The organism is Aureimonas sp. AU20, from assembly GCF_001442755.1.
In the GTDB taxonomy this organism is placed as follows: domain Bacteria; phylum Pseudomonadota; class Alphaproteobacteria; order Rhizobiales; family Rhizobiaceae; genus Aureimonas.
Genome location: NZ_CP006367.1, coordinates 683,693 through 701,595, shown reverse-complemented (window position 1 = coordinate 701,595; position 17,903 = coordinate 683,693). Strand labels below are relative to the sequence as shown.

Below are 17,903 nucleotides of genomic sequence, written 5' to 3'. Positions count from 1 at the left end.
GGAGCTCGGTCGTTGCGCTCCTCATCGAAACGCATACGGAGCGCGCTCATCTTGGCCATGAGCTCTTGTATAAGTTGATCGTCGAAACGATGGCTCGGCTTCTTATTCATCGCTGCAGTTTGACATGCTTCCCCGACCGAGAGCCAATGTGAGACGGCCACATCCAATGGCGATTCGAGCATTCACCAATCATGCGCCCGCCAATCCCAGTTGAGGTGAAGCGATCTTCCCAACGCAAGGCTCATGCAGGCCCCAAACGCAAAGGCGGGCGCGATCGCTCGCGCCCGCCTTTATGTTGCTCGCCCGAGGCGCGCGTCCCTGCCGGGCGCGAGCCGTCGTGATCAGGCGTTGTCGGTCGGCACCAGGATCTCGCGCTTGCCGGCGTGGTTGGCCGGGCCGACGATGCCTTCGCGCTCCATGCGCTCGATGATCGAGGCGGCGCGGTTGTAGCCGATCTGGAGGCGGCGTTGGACGTAGGAGGTCGAGGCCTTGCCGTCGCGCAGGACGATCGCCACCGCCTGGTCGTAGAGATCGGCGCTTTCCTCCATGCCGCCAGCCGAGCCGCCGCCGGAGGCCGGCGCCGGGCCTTCCTCGTCCTCGTCTTCCAGGATCGCGTCGAGATATTCTGGCACGCCCTGGGTCTTCAGATGCTTGACGATCTCCTCCACCTCGTCGTCGCCGACGAAGGGGCCGTGGACGCGCTGGATGCGACCGCCGCCGGCCATGAAGAGCATGTCGCCCATGCCGAGCAGCTGCTCGGCGCCCTGCTCCTGCAGGATGGTGCGCGAGTCGATCTTTGAGGTCACCTGAAAGGAGATGCGGGTCGGGAAGTTGGCCTTGATCGTGCCGGTGATGACGTCGACCGAGGGGCGCTGCGTCGCCATGATGACGTGGATGCCGGCGGCGCGGGCCATCTGCGCGAGGCGCTGGACCGTGCCTTCGATGTCCTTGCCGGCCACCATCATGAGGTCGGCCATCTCGTCGATGATGACGACGATATAGGGCAGCGGCGCGAGGTCGAACTGCTCGGACTCGAAGATCGGCTCGCCGGTCTCGCGGTCGAAGCCGGTCTGCACCGTACGCGAGATCGTCTCGCCGCGCTCGATCGCGGTGGCGACGCGAGCGTTGAAGCCGTCGATGTTGCGCACGCCGAGCTTCGACATCTTGCGGTAGCGGTCCTCCATCTCGCGCACCGTCCACTTCAGCGCCACCACGGCCTTCTTCGGATCGGTCACGACGGGGGCCAGAAGATGCGGGATGCCGTCGTAGATCGAGAGTTCCAGCATCTTGGGATCGATCATGATCATGCGGCACTCGGCCGGGGTCATCCGGTAGAGGAGCGACAGGATCATCGTGTTGATCGAGACCGACTTGCCCGAGCCGGTCGTGCCGGCGACGAGAAGATGCGGCATCTTGGCGAGATCGGCGATCACCGCCTCGCCGCCGATCGTCTTGCCGAGCGCCAGCGGCAGCTTGGCCTTGGAGCCGGCGAACGTGTCGGAGCCGATCATCTCGCGGAAATAGACGGTCTCTCGGCGCTGGTTCGGCAGCTCGATGCCGATGGCGTTCTTGCCGGGAATGACAGCGACACGCGCGGCGATGGCCGACATGGAGCGGGCGATGTCGTCGGCGAGGCCGATGACGCGGCTCGACTTGATGCCCGGCGCCGGCTCCAGCTCGTAGAGCGTCACGACCGGGCCGGGGCGAACCTCGATGATCTCGCCCTTCACGCCGAAATCGTCCAGCACGCCTTCGAGCAGCCGCGCGTTCTCCTGCAGGATCTCGGGCGTCAGCGAATTGTCGCGACCACGCGGCTTGGGCGGCGCCAGAAGCTCGATCGGCGGGAGGATGAACTCCTCGTTCAGCTCGGGGTTGCCGAGCTCGGCAAGGCGCGCGCGGGAAGACTGGCGCGACAGCATCTCGGCCGCCGGCTGCATCTGCACGCGGGCCGGGCGGGCGTCGATGGCGCTGGGACGGGCCGCCGCCGGCGCCTGCGGGGTCATGCGGGGCTGGGGCGCGGGGGCGCGCGCCGGCTCGGGCTCGGCCCGTCCGCCGCGCTTCAGGCCGGGAAAGGCCACGATGTTGTTGGCGATGAAGCCGCGCCAGCCGCCCTGTTCCTCCGGCTCGGGCTCCGGCTGGCGGCGCATGTCGGCGTCGACAGCGAAGTCGTCCTCGTCCTCTTCGAGGGCGATGCGCTCTTCCAGCGTCGGCCGGCTCTCGTCGCCGAAGGTCGGATGGGTTTCGAGTTCGAACGGCGCCTCGTCGTCGGCATAGCGCGCGTCGTCATAGCCCGCCTCGTCCTCGTAGCGCGCTTCCTCCAGCCGCGCCTCGTCCAGCTGGCGGGCGGCCTCCTGGTAGGCGGCCTCGGTCTCGAAGGCGTCGGCCGCGGTGCCGTTCGGCTCGGCGGCCTGGGCGGTGCGGGCGGCTTCCGCGGCGGCGAGCGCGGCCTCGCGCTGGGCCATCTTGTAGGAACCGTTCCAGTCCGAGCGGCCGTGGCGAACCGTGGCGCGGCTCGTGTCCACCGTGCGGCGCGCCGGGGTTTCGGGCGCGGGCACCACGGGCGGGGCGACCGGCGTCGCGCGGGTGCCGGCGGCGGGCGCGCGGGCCGCTGGGCGCGCGGCCGGCTGCGGCACGAAGGACGCCTCTTCCTCGTGCGGGTCGTATTCGACGGGCTCGCCGAACTCCACCGGCTCCTCGAACCGGGGCGGCTGCACGACGCGGGCGACGCGCGGCTCGCGGGCGGCGGGGCTGCGCTCCTCTTCTTCCACGGCGCGCAGCGCATCGCGCAGGCGCGCCTCCGGGGCGGGCGGCATCAGGGGGGCGTCGCGATCCCACTCGCGGTGGGCGAACGGGTCTTCGCGCCGACGACGCGCCTCGGCCATGTCGCCGACCCGGCGGCCCAGCGCGGAACGGGCGGAATAGAGCCAATGGCCGGCAGCGCCCGCCAGAAGCTGCAGCGGGCCTTCGCGCTCGAACTCGTCGTCGCGGCCGGATGCGTGGCGACCGCCGGCCTGGGCTTCGAACTCGTCGGCTTGGCGGGCGATGAGGCCGGCGCCGTTGAGGACGCACCAGGCGGCCGGCAGCGAGAACAAGGCGGCCAGAACCACGCCGAGCGAGCCCTCGGGATAGGAACCGGTGACGATGGCGGGAATCTTCAGGACGAGATCGCCGACGACGCCGCCGAGGCCGATCGGCAGCGGCCAGCCGCCCGGCGCCTGGAGGCAGCCGAGCGCCGCGCTGGCCAGCGCCATGCCGGCGAGCGCCCACCAGGCGCGCGCGCCCGCGCGCCCGACGCGCCGGCCCATGACGAGAAGCAGCCCGCGCGCGGTGAGAAGCAGCGGCAGGAGCACGGCGCCGAGGCCGAAGAGCTGCATGGCGAGATCGGCCACGATGGCGCCGGACGCGCCCGCCAGATTGCGCACCGGATTGCTGTTGGAATAGCTCAAGGACGGATCGTCCACCGTCCAGCTCACGAAGGACACGGCCAGCCAGATCGACGTGGCGACCAGCGCCAGGCCCACCAACACCTGTGCCGGGCGGCCGAGCCGGCCCGTGCCCTCATCCCTTGCGTCGATCGATGCCATCGCCATGCCCTTGAGCCCTGAAGTCCGGCGGGACGAACCCGCATGTGCCCGATGCCGCGCCCGAACGATGCGGGCCGCGCCGGCGCGCGAAGGCGCGAGGCGGCGGCCCGCGCGGAACGCGGCCTTGATCCAGGCAAGGTAAAGAAAGCTAGTTAAGACGCGTTTAACCCTCTCGCCGCCGCGAAACGACATCAAGCGGTTCGAGGACGGATCAGGGATGGTGTTCCTGCCTGGGGACGCGCTTCGGGCCTGCCGAGACCAAGCTGACGCGTCGATGCCTCCAGGCTCGTTCGGCCCGCTCGAGGCGACGAGGTTTGAGGCGCAGAGCGGGCGCGAATTCGGCTCCTTCTCAAGGCTCATCGCAGGCGCGAAGGCTGGAAAGTGGCCGACAGGGAGGGCCGAAAAGCCCTGCCCGACCTGCCATCCATGGTCGCGAGCGGGCTGCTGACAGGCGGCCGGACCGGGCTGTGAAGGGAGGCGCTGGCGCGAGCGTGATGGAACCGATGCCGCCCCCTGCGACATAGTGCCGGGAGCCATCTGCGAACCGGAAAGGAGACGATCATGGAGATCAGGCACGAGGATCACGGCCGGGGCGGGCTGTTCACCACCGGCGAGGGCGAGGACCGGGCGGAGCTGACCTATTCGCCCGCCGGCCTCCAGAACTCGCTGGTCTTCGACCACACCTATGTTCCCGAGCACCTGCGCGGCCAAGGCATCGCCGAGACGCTTCTGGAGCGCGCCGTCGCCTATGCCCGCGAGAAGGGCATGACGGTGGTGCCGGCCTGCTCCTATGTCCGGCGCGTCTTCGAGCGCCATCCCGAGCGCTACGCCGATCTCGCCGTGCGCGAGGAGAAGCCCTTCGGCCGCATCTGACGAGTGCGCAAACGAAAACGGCAGGCGGATCGCTCCGCCTGCCGTCGATCTATGGCCTGATGGATCAGGAGGCCTGATGATGATCAGGCGTGGTACGCCGCCTCGCCATGCGAGGTGAGGTCGAGACCTTCGCGCTCGGCTTCCACGGTCGGGCGCAGGCCGATCACGGCGTCGACGATCTTGTAGAGGATCGCCGAGACGACGCCGCTGTAGACCAGGGTGATGAGCACGGCGACGATCTGCGAATAGACCTGCGTGCCCATGGTGACGCCTTCGAGATAGCCGCCGCCGCCGAGCGAGGTGGAGGCGAAGACGCCCGTGCCGATGGCGCCGATGATGCCGCCCACGCCATGGATGCCGAACACGTCGAGCGAGTCGTCGTAGCCGACCTTGGGCTTCACCACCGCTACGAAGAAGTAGCAGGCGGCCGAGGCGATGGCGCCGAGCGCGATGCCGCCGATCGGGCCGACGGCGCCGGCCGCCGGTGTCACGGCCACGAGGCCGGCGACGATGCCCGACACGGCGCCGAGCATGGAGGCCTTGCCGCGCGCCATGGCTTCGATGACCACCCAGGCCACCGCCGCGCCGGCCGTCGCCGTGAACGTGTTGAGCATGGCGAGCGCCGCGCCGCCGTTGGCCTCGAGGTTGGAGCCGGCGTTGAAGCCGAACCAGCCGACCCAGAGGATCGAGGCGCCGACCATGGTCAGCGTCATGGAGTGCGGGGCCATGTTGTCACGCCCGAGGCCCGTGCGCTTGCCGACCAGGAAGGAGCCGACCAGCGCCGCGATGCCGGCGTTGATGTGGACCACCGTGCCGCCCGCGAAGTCCAGCGCCGCGACGCCGCCCGCATGATGGCCGAGGAAGATGAAGCCGTTCGCGTCCCAGACCATGTGGGCGATCGGGAAGTAGACGATCGTCACCCAGAGGATGGTGAACAGCACCACGGCGCCGAACTTGATGCGCTCGGCGAAGGCGCCGACGATCAGCGCCGGCGTGATGCAGGCGAAGGTCATCTGGAAGGCGATGAAGACATATTCGGGAATGACGACGCCCTTGGTGAAGGTCGCTGCCATCGTGTCCTTGGTGATGCCGGCCAGGAACAACTTGCCCGTGCCGCCCCAGAAGGCGCTGGTGGAGCCGCCGAAGGCGAAGGAATAACCGTAGAGCACGTAGACGATCATCACCACGGCGGTGATGGTGACGCACTGCATGAGCACGGAAAGCATGTTCTTGGCGCGCACCAGGCCGCCGTAGAACAGGCCGAGGCCGGGCAGGATCATGAACAGGACGAGCAGCGTCGAGACGAGCATCCAGGCGACGTCGCCCTTGTTCATGACGTCGGCCGCGGCTGCGGCGACGGCGGGTGCGACCGTCTCGGGCGCCGGCGCGACGCCGGTGTCCTGCGCGAAGGCGGCCAAGGGCGCGAGACTCGCCGCCGCCAGTGCCGGAACGATGGATTTCAGAAAACGCATGTGACTCTCGGTCCCCTCAAAGCGCGTTCGCGTCGGTTTCGCCGGTGCGGATGCGAACGGCCTGCTCGATGCCGAACACGAAGATCTTGCCGTCGCCGATCTGGCCGGTCTTGGCGGCCGAGGCGATCACGTCCACTGCGCGGTCCACCATGTCGGTGGGAACCGCGAGCTCGATCTTCAGCTTGGGCAGGAAGCTGACGGCATATTCGGTGCCGCGATAGATTTCCGTGTGGCCCTTCTGGCGGCCGTAGCCCTTCACCTCGGTGACGGTCAGACCCTGGATGCCGACGGCGGTGAGCGCTTCGCGCACCTCGTCCAGCTTGAATGGCTTGATGATCGCCATCACGATTTTCATGAGCACCTCGAACCTGGAGGGATCGAACCCTTCCTGCGAAGCGTTCGACCGAGAGACGGGCCCGTGCCGGCCGGGCGGCCGACGGGACTATCCCGACTCTATTCAAGATGCGTGCCAATTAAGCGACGGCCGGATTTCAGCCGTAATTGTGCGGCGCGAAAGCGCTTTTTGCCGATGCGATGGTCAGGGGTACGGTGAAGGCCCCGTAACGATTGCCGGGTTTTTCGGCAATTGCCTGCCTTTTGAGCGGAATGGCCTCAGGACGGCGCGCGTCGCGGGCGGATCAGCCCTTCCTGTGCGACCGAGGCGACGAGCGTTCCGTCCATCGAGAAGAGCGAGCCGCGCGTCAGCCCGCGCCCGCCGGAGGAGGAGGGGCTGTCCTGCGCATAGAGATGCCACTGGCTGACGCGCAGCGGCCGGTGAAACCACATGGCATGGTCGAGGCTGGCGGCCTGGATGCGCTCGTCGAACACCGACAGGCCATGGGCGAAGAGCGAGGTGTCGAGCAGCGTCATGTCGGAGAGATAGGCCATGACGGCGGCGTTGAGCGCGGCGTCCTCGCCGACATCGGCCGTCACGCGCACCCAGATGCGCTGCTCCGGCGCCAGCTTGTCGCGCGTGAAATAGTGCTCGGTCGAGACCGGGCGGAACTCCACCGCGCGCGGCCGCATCCAGTAGCGCCGGATCGGCTCGGGCGCGTGGCGCAGGATGTCGGCGCCCAGGCTCTCGCCCGAGGGCAGGTCGTCCGGCCCCGGCACGGCGGGCATGGCAATCTGATGGTCGAGCCCTTCCTCGGGCCGCTGGAACGAGGCCGACAGCGTGAAGATCGCCTGCCCGTGCTGGATCGCGGTGACGAGGCGCGTGGAAAAGGAGCCGCCGTCGCGCAGGCGGCTCGCCTCGTAGATCACCGGCACGCGCGGATCTCCCGGGCGCATGAAATAGCCATGGAGCGAATGGACCGGGCGGTCGGCCGGCACTGTGCGCTGCGCGGCGACAAGCGCCTGCGCGATCACCTGCCCGCCGAAGATGCGCTGCCAGCCGATATCGGGGCTGGTGCCGCGAAAGAGGTTTTCCTCCAGCCTTTCCAGATCGAGCGTCGCCACCAGCTTGGCCACCAGATCGTTCATGCGGTTTTCCTCGTTTCAGGACAAAGCACGCTTCCCCGGCGAAGGGCCGGCGCGGCGCGGGCGTTCCATGCTTTATGGGGCGGCGTGCGGCAAGGGCACGGGGCGGGGCGACACTCAGGCCTCGCGCCGACTTCGAGCGAAGCCCGGCGACACCTCCGCAGGCCGCAGGGACAAGAAGCCGGTCAATTGCTCTTCAGCGAGCGGCCCGCCTTCAGGGCGCCGGCCGGCTCGGCGGACCAGACCGCCTGTTCCAGGCCGCCGCCGCGCCACTTGGCACGGTAGGACGCGGCGTCCGCCGAGCGCATCAGGGCGTCGAGACTGGCCGCGCCGGCCGGCGAGACGGCATAGCCGTGGCTGACGCCGACCCGGACGGAGCGCCCGCTCAGCGGATAGGGCTGGGTGAGGACCTCCACGAGCTGGCCGGCGAAGACATCGGCGTCGTCCGCGCGCTCCAGCGCCATCTGCAGCACCACGAACTCGTCGCCTCCGGTGCGGATGGCGAGGTCCCCCTCCGCAAGAAAGGTCCGCAGCCGAGAGGCCACCTCGCGCAGGAGGTCGTCCCCCGCGTCATGGCCGAACTGGTCGTTGATGGACTTGAACGCGTCGAGGTCGAAACAGTGGACGGCGGTGAAACCCTCCCGCCGTACGTCGAACCATTGCGCGGCCTCCTGCAGCACGAAGCGGTTGGCAAGGCCCGTCAGCGCGTCGGTGCGGGCGAGATGGCCCATCTGGAGGCGCGACGCGATCTCGGCGGCGGAGACGTTGTAGAGATAGCGCACGCTCTCGAGACCCGCGCCGAGGAAGGCCAGGAGGATCACGGCGAGGATGCGATCGGGCGTAGCGCCGAAGGCAAAGGCCGAAGCGGCGGTCGGCAAGGCGGCGATCAACAGGGCCGCCATGGCGATTCTGGGCCGGATGAAGATGCGCGCCACGATGCCCAGTCCATAGCCGAACACCACTCCGGTCGCGAGCATGTGCAGGGACTCGTCGGAGCGCGCGAACAGGCCGCTTCCCAGGGCACCGACCGAGGAGGCCACGGCGCAGGTCGTCACGAGATGCGCGATCTCCCAGATCCGAGCCTCCTCCAGCCCGACGAAGGGACGGCGCAGCCGCCGGCGATGCAGCGCGACGAGCGCGACCTTGGCGCTGGAAGCCAGACCGCCGATGCAGGTGGCCGCCAGGACGCCGAGAGACTCCAAGATGGAATAGGCGAAGGCGCCGACGGTCACCAATGTCAGGCCCATGATCGTGCTGGGGACGAGACTATGGGCAAGGCCGGCGACGAGGGTGGTGTAAAGACCTTCCGACTCGGCGTTCGGACCGGCACTCGGGTTCTGGCGGTTCACGCTTGCCTCCCGGTCGATGCCCGGTCGAACACGGAACCCAGCGGCACCCGTCCCGGGCTCGAAAGGAACGGCTCGGCGCGCAGCCGTCCGGTCGCGCCGCTTCGCACACGAGGCTTGGAGGGTCGGAAAGCGGCCTTGCCGCGTCGTCGATCAGCTGAGGGAAAGCCTACTTCCGCTACGGACCCTCGACCTTCCGTCGAGGAACCACGCCAAAATGGAAGGTGATCAGCCGAATCGTCGCGCGCTTCCCGTACCATTTCCTTCCTCGCGATCCCGTTCCACCGCTGGAATAGATCGTTTGATAAGTCTTCACGCCGTGGTCAACAGAGAATTATTCTCAGTTTTACTGATGATCTCTCTCGTCGGCCCGCGGACCCCAACCCGCCCCCCGCGCGACGCCGAGACCGGACCGGGCGGGTTGAAGCGGCGCGCGGCGACCCCACCCTTGTCCCCAACCCCTCGCACCCTCTAGATCAGGCGGAGGGAGAACGGCCGCACCAGCGGCCGCGTCCCACATCTCGAACGGGAGCCGCCCCATGTCCGACCTCGCCTCGCAGACCCCGCCCGAGCGGGCCGACATCGTCGTGGCCGGCGCGGGCTATGTCGGGCTCGGCATCGCCGTCGCCATCCGCCAGGCGGCGCCGACGCTCGACGTCGTGCTGGTGGACGCAGCGCCCGAGGGGGTCTGGCAGAAGGACGGGCGCGCCTCGGCCATCGCCGCCGCCGCCGTGCGCATGCTCGGCCGGCTCGGCGTCTGGGACACGATCCGGGGCGAGGCCGAGCCGATCCGCGAGATGATCGTCACCGATTCGCGTAACAACGATCCGGTTCGCCCGGTCTTCCTGACTTTCGGCGGCGAGGCCGAGCCGGGCGAGCCCTTCGCCCACATGGTGCCAAACGTCGCGCTGAACGGCGCGCTGCGGGCGCGCGCCGCCGAGCTTGGCGTCGCCATCCGCTCCGGCGCGGCGGTGACGGGCCTTCAGGTCGGGCCGGCCTCCGTCACGGTGGAAACCGCGACCGGCACGATCGAGGCCAAGCTTCTGATCGCGGCCGACGGCGTTCGCTCGGCCATCCGCGACATGGCGGGCATCCGCACCGTCCACACCGACTACGGGCAGAGCGGCATCGTGGCGACGGTGCGCCACGAGCGCCCGCACGAGGGCCGGGCCGAGGAGCATTTCCTGCCCGCCGGCCCCTTCGCCATCCTGCCCTTGAAGGACAACCGCTCCTCGCTGGTCTGGACCGAATCCACCGCCGAGGCGGAGCGCTTGCTGCGCGCCGACGAGATGGTGTTCGAGTTGGAGCTGGAGCAGCGCTTCGGCCTGAAGCTCGGCGCGCTCACCGTCGAGGGCAAGCCCCGCGCCTTCCCGCTCGGGCTGACGCTGGCGCGCGACTTCGTGAAACCGCGCATCGCGCTGGCGGGCGATGCCGCCCACGGCATCCATCCGATCGCCGGCCAGGGGCTCAATCTCGGCTTCAAGGATGTCGCGGCGCTGGCCGAGACGGTGGTGGAGGCCGCGCGCCTCGGGCTCGACATCGGCGCGCTCGACACGCTGCAGCGCTACGAGCGCTGGCGCCGGTTCGACACGGTGCAGATGGGTGTCACCACCGACATCCTGAACCGGCTCTTCTCCAACGACAATCCGATGCTGCGCGCGGCGCGCTCCTTCGGCCTGTCGCTGGTGGACCGCGCGCCCTTCGCCAAGCGCTACTTCATCGGCCAGGCCTCGGGCCTCAACGCCAACACGCCCCGCCTCCTGCGCGGCGAGCCGGTCTGACCCATAGGGCCCGGCGCGTGCGCTTCGTTGCGCCGTCGGGGGCCTTCAGAGCAAAAACATCCGCTTGCGAGCCGCCGAAGGAAATCCTCTTCGGCGCAACCGCACTGGCCATGGATTATTTAGAACGGTAACAAGCCGGCAGCATGGCCATCAGGCCGTGCCTTGCCCTTTGCGCTGTCCGGCCGAGTCCGGCCTTCGCCCAAGGGTCGGCAACGGTGCGGGAACAAGGATCACTCCCCATGGCGACGGACGTGAAGGCGGGCGCGAAGACCAAGGGGCCGAAGCTCCCCGTCATCATGAGCGCCAACGACCTTCTGGACGGCGACGTGGTGTTTCTGACCCGCGAGGGCTGGAGCCTCGACCCCAGGGCCGCGCTGGTGGCGAACGACGCCGAGACGGTCGCCTTCATGGAAGCGGAAGGTGCCAAGGGCTTCAAGGCCAACCGGATCGTCGATCCCTATCTCGTCGAGGTCAGGCTGGACGAAGGCGGCCTGCCGCTCGCCACGCATTTCCGCGAGGCGATCCGGCAGAAGGGGCCGAGCATTTTGACCCAATACGGCAAGCAGGCGGAATTTTGAGCTTTTCGGTCGGGGACGGCGGACGCGCCCTCCCCTCGCGGTCTTGAGCCGGAACCCGAACGAGGACGACAGATGTACCGTTACGACGAATTCGACGAGCGCTTCGTGCGCGAACGGGTCCAGCAGTTCCGCCATCAGGTGGAGCGCCGGCTCGACGGCTCCCTGTCGGACGACGAGTTCAAGCCGCTGCGTCTGAAGAACGGCCTCTATCTCCAGCTTCACGCCTACATGCTGCGCGTCGCTGTGCCCTACGGCACGATGAACTCCAAGCAGATGCGCCAGCTGGCGCTGATCGCCGAGAAGTACGACAAGGGCTACGCGCATTTCACCACGCGCCAGAACCTTCAGTACAACTGGCCCAAGCTGCGCGACGTGCCGGACATTCTGGACCTTCTGGCCGATGTCGAGATGCACTGCATCCAGACGTCGGGCAATTGCATCCGCAACGTCACGGCCGACCAGTTCGCCGGCGTCGCCGCGGACGAGGTCGAGGACCCGCGCCCGACCGGCGAGCTCATCCGCCAGTGGTCGAGCCTGCACCCTGAGTTTTCCTGGCTACCGCGCAAGTTCAAGATCGCCGTCACCGGCGCCGAGCACGACCGCGCGGCGATCAAGGTCCACGATATCGGCCTGCGCATCCTGCGACATGGCGAGACGGGCGAGATCGGCTACGAGGTGATCGTGGGCGGCGGCCTCGGCCGCACGCCGATGGTCGGCAAGGTGATCCGCGACTTCCTGCCCAAGGGAGAGCTGCTCGCCTATCTCGAAGCCGTGATGCGCGTCTACAACGCCGAAGGCCGGCGCGACAACAAGTACAAGGCGCGGGTCAAGATCCTCGTCCACGAGATCGGCACGGACGAGTTCAAGGCCCGCGTCGAAGCGGAATACGCCGAGTTGAACGGGCCGACGATCAACGCGCCGGCGCAAGAGGTGGAGCGCATCGCCCGCTACTTCGCCCCGCCCGCCTACGAGACCCTGCCCGAGACATCGGCGGCGCTGGACGCCGCGCGCGCGGCCGACCCGGAGCTCGACCGTTTCGTCGAGCAGAACGGCTTTGCCCATCGCCAGCCCGGCTACGTCGCGCTGACCGTGTCGCTGAAGCCCATCGGCGGCGTGCCGGGCGACATGTCGGACGCCGAGATGCGCGCCTTCGCCGACATCGCCGAGCGCTATTCCTTCGACGAGTTCCGCGTCACGCACGTCCAGAACCTCGTTCTACCGCACGTGCGGAAGGACGACGTGCCGGCCGTCTACGCCGCGCTCAAGGCGGCAGGGCTCGCCACCGCCAATGCCGGCCTCGTGACGGACATCATCGCCTGCCCTGGCCTCGACTATTGCGCGCTCGCCACGGCGCGCTCGATCCCGATCGCGCAGGACATTTCCAACCTTTTCGCCGACGAGGCGCGTCAGCAGGAGGTCGGCCCCCTGCAGATCAAGATCTCCGGCTGCATCAACGCCTGCGGCCACCACCATGTCGGCCATATCGGCATTCTCGGACTCGAGAAGTCCGGCCGCGAGAACTACCAGATCACGGTCGGCGGCGACGCCTCGGAGCAGGCCGCGCTGGGCGAGCGCGTCGGCCCCGGCATCGACGCCGAGCAGGTGCCCGGCGCCATCGAGGCGCTGGTGGGCGTCTACATGGCCGAGCGTCAGGGTTCGGAGACCTTCATCGACACGGTGAAGCGCGCGGGCCTGGAGCCCTTCAAGCAGGGCTTCACCGCCTATGTCGCGGGCACCACGCCGGAAGGAGCGCACGCATGAGCCTTCTCGTCTCTCCCGCCGGCGAGCGCGCCGACGAGTTCACCCCGGTGGAAGACATCGCCGACCTGTCGCTGAGCGAAGGCGCGGTTCTCGTGCCGCTCACGGTCATCGACCAGGCGATCGCCGACCGGCGCAACGCCCCGCTGGGCCTCAGCGTCGCCGGCGACACGCCGGTCTGCGCCATCGAGCCCTATTTCGGGCAGGTCGAGCTGATCGCGGTGCGCTTTCCCTCCTTCTCGGACGGGCGCGGCTTCTCGCTGGCCAAGCGGCTGCGCCGCGCCGGCTTCGCCGGGCGCCTGCGCGCCAGCGGCCCGCTGATCGCAGACCAGTTTGCCGAGGCGCTGGCCTGCGGCTTCGACGAAGTCTGGCTGCCCGATGCGATGGCCGAGCGCCAGCCGCTGGAGCAGTGGATGAAGGCCAAGGACATCGTCCACGACCATTACCAGACCGGCTATGGCGAGGATCAAAGCATCCTGCAGAAGCGCCTCGCCGCCCGCGCCGGAGCCCTCGCGTGAGCACCGCCGCCGCATCGGAGCCCAACGTCTCGGCGCCGGAACTGGCCGACCAGCTGAACGAGCGCTTCGCCACGCTCGATCCGGTCGGGCGGCTGCGGCTTCTCACCGAGGCGCTGCCGGGCCGGATCGTGTTCACGACCTCGCTCGGCATCGAGGACCAGATGCTCACCCATCTGATCTTCCGGGAGAAGCTGAGGATCGACGTGGTGACGCTCGACACCGGCCGCCTGTTTCCCGAGACCTATTCGCTCTGGCAGGCGACGGAAGAAAAGTACGGCCGCCGCATCAAGGCGAAGTACCCGCAGGCCGAGGCGCTGGAAGAACTGATCGACGACCAGGGCATCAACGGCTTCTATTTCGCGCCTGAAATGCGCAAAGCCTGCTGCGGCGTGCGCAAGGTGGAGCCGCTCGGCCGGGCGCTGGCCGGCGCCTCGGGCTGGATCACGGGCCTTCGCCGCGACCAGTCGGCCAATCGCGAGCGGCTGGATTTCGTCTCCTTCGACGGCGCGCGCGGCCTCATCAAGGCCAATCCGCTGTTCGACTGGACACGCGAGGAAATCCGCGTCTTCACCGCCGACCACGAGGTTCCCGTCAACCCGCTGCACGAGCAGGGCTTCCTCTCCATCGGCTGCGCCCCCTGCACCCGCGCCATCCGCCCCGGCGAGGTCGAGCGGGCCGGGCGCTGGTGGTGGGAAGAGGAAACCAAGCGCGAATGCGGCCTGCATGTGGACGGCGAGGGCCAGCCCGTGCGCGCTGAGGATGGCCGCCCGGCCCCCGGCGACAGCGCCTTCGAGACGATCCCGTCCTGAGGGGTCGCCTTTCCCGGCGATCCGGTCGTCCCCCCCTTTCTTGTCTTCTGCCGCGCCCTTCCCTTCGGGCGCCAAAGGTCCCTGCCATGAAGCACATGACCCATCTCCAGAGCCTCGAGGCGGAGTCGATCCACATCATCCGCGAGGTGGCGGCGACGGCCGAGAACCCGGTGATGCTCTTCTCCATCGGCAAGGATTCGATGGTCATGCTGCATCTGGCGCGCAAGGCCTTCGCGCCGGGCAAGCTGCCCTTCCCGCTGCTGCATGTCGACACGACCTGGAAGTTCCGCGAGATGATCGAGTTCCGCGATCGCATCGCGCGGGAATGGGACCTCGACCTTCTCGTCCACACCAACGAGGACGGGTTGAAGGCCGGCATCAACCCGTTCGATTCCGGCTCGCGCCTCCACACCGACGTGATGAAGACCGAAGGGCTGAAGCAGGCGCTGAACAAGTACAAGTTCGACGCCGCCTTCGGCGGGGCGCGCCGCGACGAGGAGAAGAGCCGCGCCAAGGAGCGCGTCTTCTCGCTGCGCTCGGCCGAGCATCGCTGGGAGCCCAAGAACCAGCGGCCCGAGCCCTGGCACCTCTTCAACACCCGCAAGCGCCAGGGCGAGAGCTTCCGCGTGTTCCCCCTGTCCAATTGGACCGAGGCCGACGTCTGGGACTATATCGCGCTGGAGGACATTCCGGTCGTGCCGCTCTATTTCGCAAAGCACCGGCCCGTCGTCTCGCGCGACGGCACGCTGATCATGCGCGACGACGAGCGCATGAAGCTGAGCGAGGGCGAGGAGACGCGTGACGAGCTGGTGCGTTTTCGCACGCTCGGCTGCTACCCGCTGACCGGCGCGGTGCGCTCGGAGGCGACGACGCTGCCCGAGATCATCGCCGAGATGCGCGCGTCCCGCTCCTCCGAGCGCGAGGGCCGGGTGATCGACCGCGACGGCGGCGCCTCCATGGAAGAAAAGAAGCAGGAAGGCTATTTCTGATGTCCGTCGTCCGCCCTTCCTCCGCCTCCCCCGCTTCGCTCACCGCAGACGAGGCGTTGGACCGCAGCACCAATCCGTCCGCGCTTGCCGAGGACCAGGCCTTCGCCGGCCCCGCCCCCGACGAGGCGCCGCTCGATGCAGCGTCCGACGCGACGGGCGACGCGCCGCTCGACCCCAGCCTCGGCGCGCTCCGCCAGAACGCCGCCGCCGTGGCGGCCGCCGGCGCCAAGGCTTCGCTGCTGCGCTTCATCACCTGCGGCTCGGTGGACGACGGCAAGTCGACCCTGATCGGCCGTCTCCTGTTCGACACAAACTCCGTCTTCGACGATCAGATGGAGGCGCTGCAGCGCGACTCCCGAAAGTTCGGCACGACGGGCAGCGATCTCGACTTCGCGCTGCTGGTGGACGGTCTTTCGGCCGAGCGCGAACAGGGCATCACGATCGACGTCGCCTATCGCTACTTCAACACGAAGAACCGCGCCTTCATCATCGCCGACACGCCGGGGCACGAGCAGTACACCCGCAACATGGCGACCGGCGCCTCTCAGGCCGAGCTTGCCATCATTTTGGTGGACGCGCGCAAGGGCATCCTGCCCCAGACGCGGCGCCACTCCTTCATCACCTCGATGGTCGGCATCAAGTCGGTGATCGTGGCGGTGAACAAGATGGATCTCGTCGAGTTCGACCAGTCCGTCTTCGACGAGATCGTCAAGGGCTACGAGGCGCTGCGCCCGCAGCTCGGCTTCACCGAGGTGCGCTACATCCCGCTTTCGGCCAAGAACGGCGACAATCTCGCCGAGCGCTCGGCCCACACGCCCTGGTACAAGGGGCCGACCCTCCTCGAAACGCTGGAAGTGGTGGAGCCCACGACCTTCGCGGCGGGCTCTTCGCATTTCCGCCTGCCGGTGCAATGGGTGAACCGCCCCAATCTCGATTTCCGCGGCTTCTGCGGCACGGTGGCGGGCGGGCGCATTGCCAAGGGCGACGCCATCCTGTCGCTGCCGAGCCGGCAGCGCTCCACGGTCAAGGCGGTCTACGGGCCGAACGGCGAAACTCATTCGGCCGAGGACGGCGAGGCGATCACGCTGACGCTCGCCGACGAGATCGACGCCTCGCGCGGCGACGTCCTGGTCAAGGTCGGCGACCCCATCGCCGCGCACCGCATCCTGCATGCCGAAATTCTCTGGATGGTGGACCGGCCGCTGATCGCGGGCGGGCGCTTCGTCGCCAAGCTTTCCACCGCGCAGACGCCGGTCAACGTGCGCTCGCTGGACGAGGCGGTGGACATCCACTCCTACCAGCCGCGCGCCGCCAACGCCCTTCTCATGAACGAGATCGGCCGCGTCACGCTGCAGTTCGACAAGCCGCCGGTCGCGACGCTTTATTCCGAAAGCCGCGAGCTCGGCGCCTTCATCCTGATCGACCCGCTGACCAACGAGACCGTGGCGCTCGGCATCGTGACCGCGCTGCCGCGCGAGGGCGAGGCGCCGGCCGCCACCGCCACGACGGCCTCGCGCCCTGGCTCGAAGCCCGGAGCGGCCCCGGCCGCACCGGCCGCACCGAAGACCCGGTTCGAGGCGATCCGGGCCGAATGGCTCGGACCGGCGCTCGCCGCCTCGCCCGAGCGGGCGCGCGGCGTCACGATCTTCCGCGCCATGGCGGCGGTGCTGGTGGCTCTTCTGGCGCTGATCCTCGGCCTTGCCCTGTGGAAGGCGATCATCCTCGGCGCGCTCGACTTCGCGCTGCGCCCGCTGCTGCGCCGCCTCATGGTGCCGGCCGAAACGGAAGTGCCGGTAGTGGACCCCTCCACCGTGCGCGATGGGGAGGGCATCTGATGTCGGCCGCCTCCCCCTGCTGCCGCGACGAGGGCGCCCTGGGGCATGAGGCCCCGGCCTTGCGCGCGCCGACCTTGCGCGCCCGAGCCGAGCGCGTCGCGGCCTGGCGCCGCCCGCGCGCGGTTCTCGACGCAACCCTGCTCGCCGCTTCGCTCCTCCTCTGCGCCGCGCTTCTGGGCGGGCTGATCTGACGGGCGGATCGGGAGGAGCGGGCGCGTTCTTTCTTCTCCACCGAAAATGAGCGCGACTAAACGGAATCGATGCGTCGCAACCGTTCTCGTAACTGCGCCAAAGCCCGCTCGAAGACGGCGGGCTGACCCAGGGCGCGGGCGAGGACGATCGCCCCCTGGATGCCCGCGACCGTTTCCTCGGCCAGCAGTAGGGCCTCCTCCTCGCCCAAGCCCTCTCGCCGCAGTGCGTTGGCGAGCGCTTCGATCCACCGCGCGAAATAGCGGGCGATCGCCAGAGCGAAGCGATCGCGCCCCTCCCCCAAAGCCAAAGTGCCCATGAGGCAGACCCGCCGGCCCGATCGGAAGTAGTCCCACACCGCGTCGAACATGGCCTCGCTCGCCTGCCCAGCTGCGGCCTCGCTCTCCAGCGGCGCGAAGATATGGCGCTCGAACCAGACCTCGATCTCGGCCAGAACGGCCGAGAGCATCTCGTCCTTCCCGCCGGGAAAGAAGTGGTAGAGGCTTCCCTTGCCGAGGCCCGTCGCCTTTCCGATCAGAGCGAGGCTGGCTCCCTCATAGCCATATCGGCGAAACACCTCGGCCAAGGGCGCCAGACTGTCGGCCCGCTCCGCCACCACGCGCGGCATGGCTAAAGCCTTTCCGGGCGAAGCGGATGCGCCTCACCTTCGGACAAGGGTGAATCCCTATTCA

15 protein-coding genes are annotated in these 17,903 nt (G+C 68.7%); 9 read left to right on the top strand and 6 right to left on the bottom strand.

What is annotated here, in order from left to right; translation table 11 throughout:
• Window positions 1-341: 341 nt before the first annotated feature.
• On the bottom strand, window positions 342-3,590 hold the full coding sequence (locus M673_RS03155; RefSeq protein WP_061973525.1) for a DNA translocase FtsK: 3,249 nt from the start codon (window positions 3,588-3,590) through the stop codon (window positions 342-344).
• A 555-nt stretch (window positions 3,591-4,145) separates the two neighbouring features.
• On the opposite strand from M673_RS03155, the gene M673_RS03150 reads away from it, so the two are divergent.
• Complete coding sequence (locus M673_RS03150; protein ID WP_061973524.1) at window positions 4,146-4,457, top strand: GNAT family N-acetyltransferase; 312 nt, start codon at window positions 4,146-4,148, stop codon at window positions 4,455-4,457.
• 83 nt (window positions 4,458-4,540) lie between these two features.
• On the opposite strand, the gene M673_RS03145 is transcribed toward M673_RS03150, so the two are convergent.
• From M673_RS03145 to M673_RS03130, 4 genes are all read right to left on the bottom strand, one after another.
• Window positions 4,541-5,929, bottom strand: coding sequence for an ammonium transporter (locus tag M673_RS03145; protein ID WP_061973522.1), 1,389 nt, complete (start codon window positions 5,927-5,929; stop codon window positions 4,541-4,543).
• 16 nt (window positions 5,930-5,945) lie between these two features.
• A complete protein-coding gene (locus M673_RS03140; RefSeq protein ID WP_061973520.1) occupies window positions 5,946-6,284 on the bottom strand; it encodes a P-II family nitrogen regulator in 339 nt (112 codons plus the stop codon).
• 257 nt (window positions 6,285-6,541) lie between these two features.
• On the bottom strand, window positions 6,542-7,411 hold the full coding sequence (locus tag M673_RS03135; RefSeq protein ID WP_061973518.1) for an acyl-CoA thioesterase: 870 nt from the start codon (window positions 7,409-7,411) through the stop codon (window positions 6,542-6,544).
• Window positions 7,412-7,593: 182 nt separating this feature from the next.
• Window positions 7,594-8,757 carry a GGDEF domain-containing protein gene (locus tag M673_RS03130; RefSeq protein WP_061973516.1) on the bottom strand — a complete coding sequence of 388 codons (1,164 nt, stop codon included), beginning with the start codon at window positions 8,755-8,757 and terminating at the stop codon, window positions 7,594-7,596.
• Window positions 8,758-9,293: 536 nt separating this feature from the next.
• Between M673_RS03130 and M673_RS03125 the strand changes: the two genes are divergently transcribed.
• The 8 genes from M673_RS03125 to M673_RS03090 all read left to right on the top strand — a co-directional run bounded on the left by M673_RS03125 (window position 9,294) and on the right by M673_RS03090 (window position 17,213).
• Entirely contained in the window at window positions 9,294-10,535 is a 1,242-nt protein-coding gene (locus tag M673_RS03125; protein WP_061973514.1) for a ubiquinone biosynthesis hydroxylase, read from the top strand.
• A gap of 239 nt (window positions 10,536-10,774) precedes the next feature.
• A complete protein-coding gene (locus M673_RS03120; RefSeq protein ID WP_061973512.1) occupies window positions 10,775-11,113 on the top strand; it encodes a DUF2849 domain-containing protein in 339 nt (112 codons plus the stop codon).
• A gap of 72 nt (window positions 11,114-11,185) precedes the next feature.
• Window positions 11,186-12,874 (top strand): nitrite/sulfite reductase, encoded by a 1,689-nt coding sequence (locus tag M673_RS03115; protein WP_061973510.1) that lies wholly within the window; start codon window positions 11,186-11,188, stop codon window positions 12,872-12,874.
• Window positions 12,871-13,389, top strand: a complete 519-nt coding sequence (locus tag M673_RS03110) for a DUF934 domain-containing protein (RefSeq protein ID WP_061973509.1) — start codon at window positions 12,871-12,873, stop codon at window positions 13,387-13,389. The genes M673_RS03115 and M673_RS03110 overlap by 4 nt, the downstream gene beginning before the upstream one ends.
• Window positions 13,386-14,198 carry a phosphoadenylyl-sulfate reductase gene (locus tag M673_RS03105; RefSeq protein WP_061973507.1) on the top strand — a complete coding sequence of 271 codons (813 nt, stop codon included), beginning with the start codon at window positions 13,386-13,388 and terminating at the stop codon, window positions 14,196-14,198. Before M673_RS03110 ends, M673_RS03105 begins: the two co-directional genes overlap by 4 nt.
• Before the next feature lie 86 nt (window positions 14,199-14,284).
• The gene (gene cysD / locus M673_RS03100) at window positions 14,285-15,187 is read left to right on the top strand and encodes a sulfate adenylyltransferase subunit CysD (protein WP_061973505.1); all 903 of its coding nucleotides are present in this window, start codon (window positions 14,285-14,287) and stop codon (window positions 15,185-15,187) included.
• Window positions 15,187-17,022, top strand: a complete 1,836-nt coding sequence (gene cysN / locus M673_RS03095; RefSeq protein ID WP_061973503.1) for a sulfate adenylyltransferase subunit CysN — start codon at window positions 15,187-15,189, stop codon at window positions 17,020-17,022. The genes cysD and cysN overlap by 1 nt, the downstream gene beginning before the upstream one ends.
• Entirely contained in the window at window positions 17,022-17,213 is a 192-nt protein-coding gene (locus M673_RS03090) for a hypothetical protein (protein WP_061973501.1), read from the top strand. The genes cysN and M673_RS03090 overlap by 1 nt, the downstream gene beginning before the upstream one ends.
• A 56-nt stretch (window positions 17,214-17,269) precedes the next feature.
• Here the strand turns inward: M673_RS03090 and M673_RS03085 are convergent, their stop codons facing one another.
• The gene (locus M673_RS03085; RefSeq protein WP_061973499.1) at window positions 17,270-17,839 is read right to left on the bottom strand and encodes a TetR/AcrR family transcriptional regulator; all 570 of its coding nucleotides are present in this window, start codon (window positions 17,837-17,839) and stop codon (window positions 17,270-17,272) included.
• Window positions 17,840-17,903: the final 64 nt, after the last annotated feature.

Coding starts and splice junctions, on each gene's coding strand:
- M673_RS03155 (WP_061973525.1), bottom strand. CDS start 3,590: ATGGCGATGGCATCGATCGACGCAAGGGATGAGGGCACGGGCCGGCTC.
- M673_RS03150 (WP_061973524.1), top strand. CDS start 4,146: ATGGAGATCAGGCACGAGGATCACGGCCGGGGCGGGCTGTTCACCACC.
- M673_RS03145 (WP_061973522.1), bottom strand. CDS start 5,929: ATGCGTTTTCTGAAATCCATCGTTCCGGCACTGGCGGCGGCGAGTCTC.
- M673_RS03140 (WP_061973520.1), bottom strand. CDS start 6,284: ATGAAAATCGTGATGGCGATCATCAAGCCATTCAAGCTGGACGAGGTG.
- M673_RS03135 (WP_061973518.1), bottom strand. CDS start 7,411: ATGAACGATCTGGTGGCCAAGCTGGTGGCGACGCTCGATCTGGAAAGG.
- M673_RS03125 (WP_061973514.1), top strand. CDS start 9,294: ATGTCCGACCTCGCCTCGCAGACCCCGCCCGAGCGGGCCGACATCGTC.
- M673_RS03120 (WP_061973512.1), top strand. CDS start 10,775: ATGGCGACGGACGTGAAGGCGGGCGCGAAGACCAAGGGGCCGAAGCTC.
- M673_RS03115 (WP_061973510.1), top strand. CDS start 11,186: ATGTACCGTTACGACGAATTCGACGAGCGCTTCGTGCGCGAACGGGTC.
- M673_RS03110 (WP_061973509.1), top strand. CDS start 12,871: ATGAGCCTTCTCGTCTCTCCCGCCGGCGAGCGCGCCGACGAGTTCACC.
- cysD (WP_061973505.1), top strand. CDS start 14,285: ATGAAGCACATGACCCATCTCCAGAGCCTCGAGGCGGAGTCGATCCAC.
- cysN (WP_061973503.1), top strand. CDS start 15,187: ATGTCCGTCGTCCGCCCTTCCTCCGCCTCCCCCGCTTCGCTCACCGCA.
- M673_RS03090 (WP_061973501.1), top strand. CDS start 17,022: ATGTCGGCCGCCTCCCCCTGCTGCCGCGACGAGGGCGCCCTGGGGCAT.
- M673_RS03085 (WP_061973499.1), bottom strand. CDS start 17,839: ATGCCGCGCGTGGTGGCGGAGCGGGCCGACAGTCTGGCGCCCTTGGCC.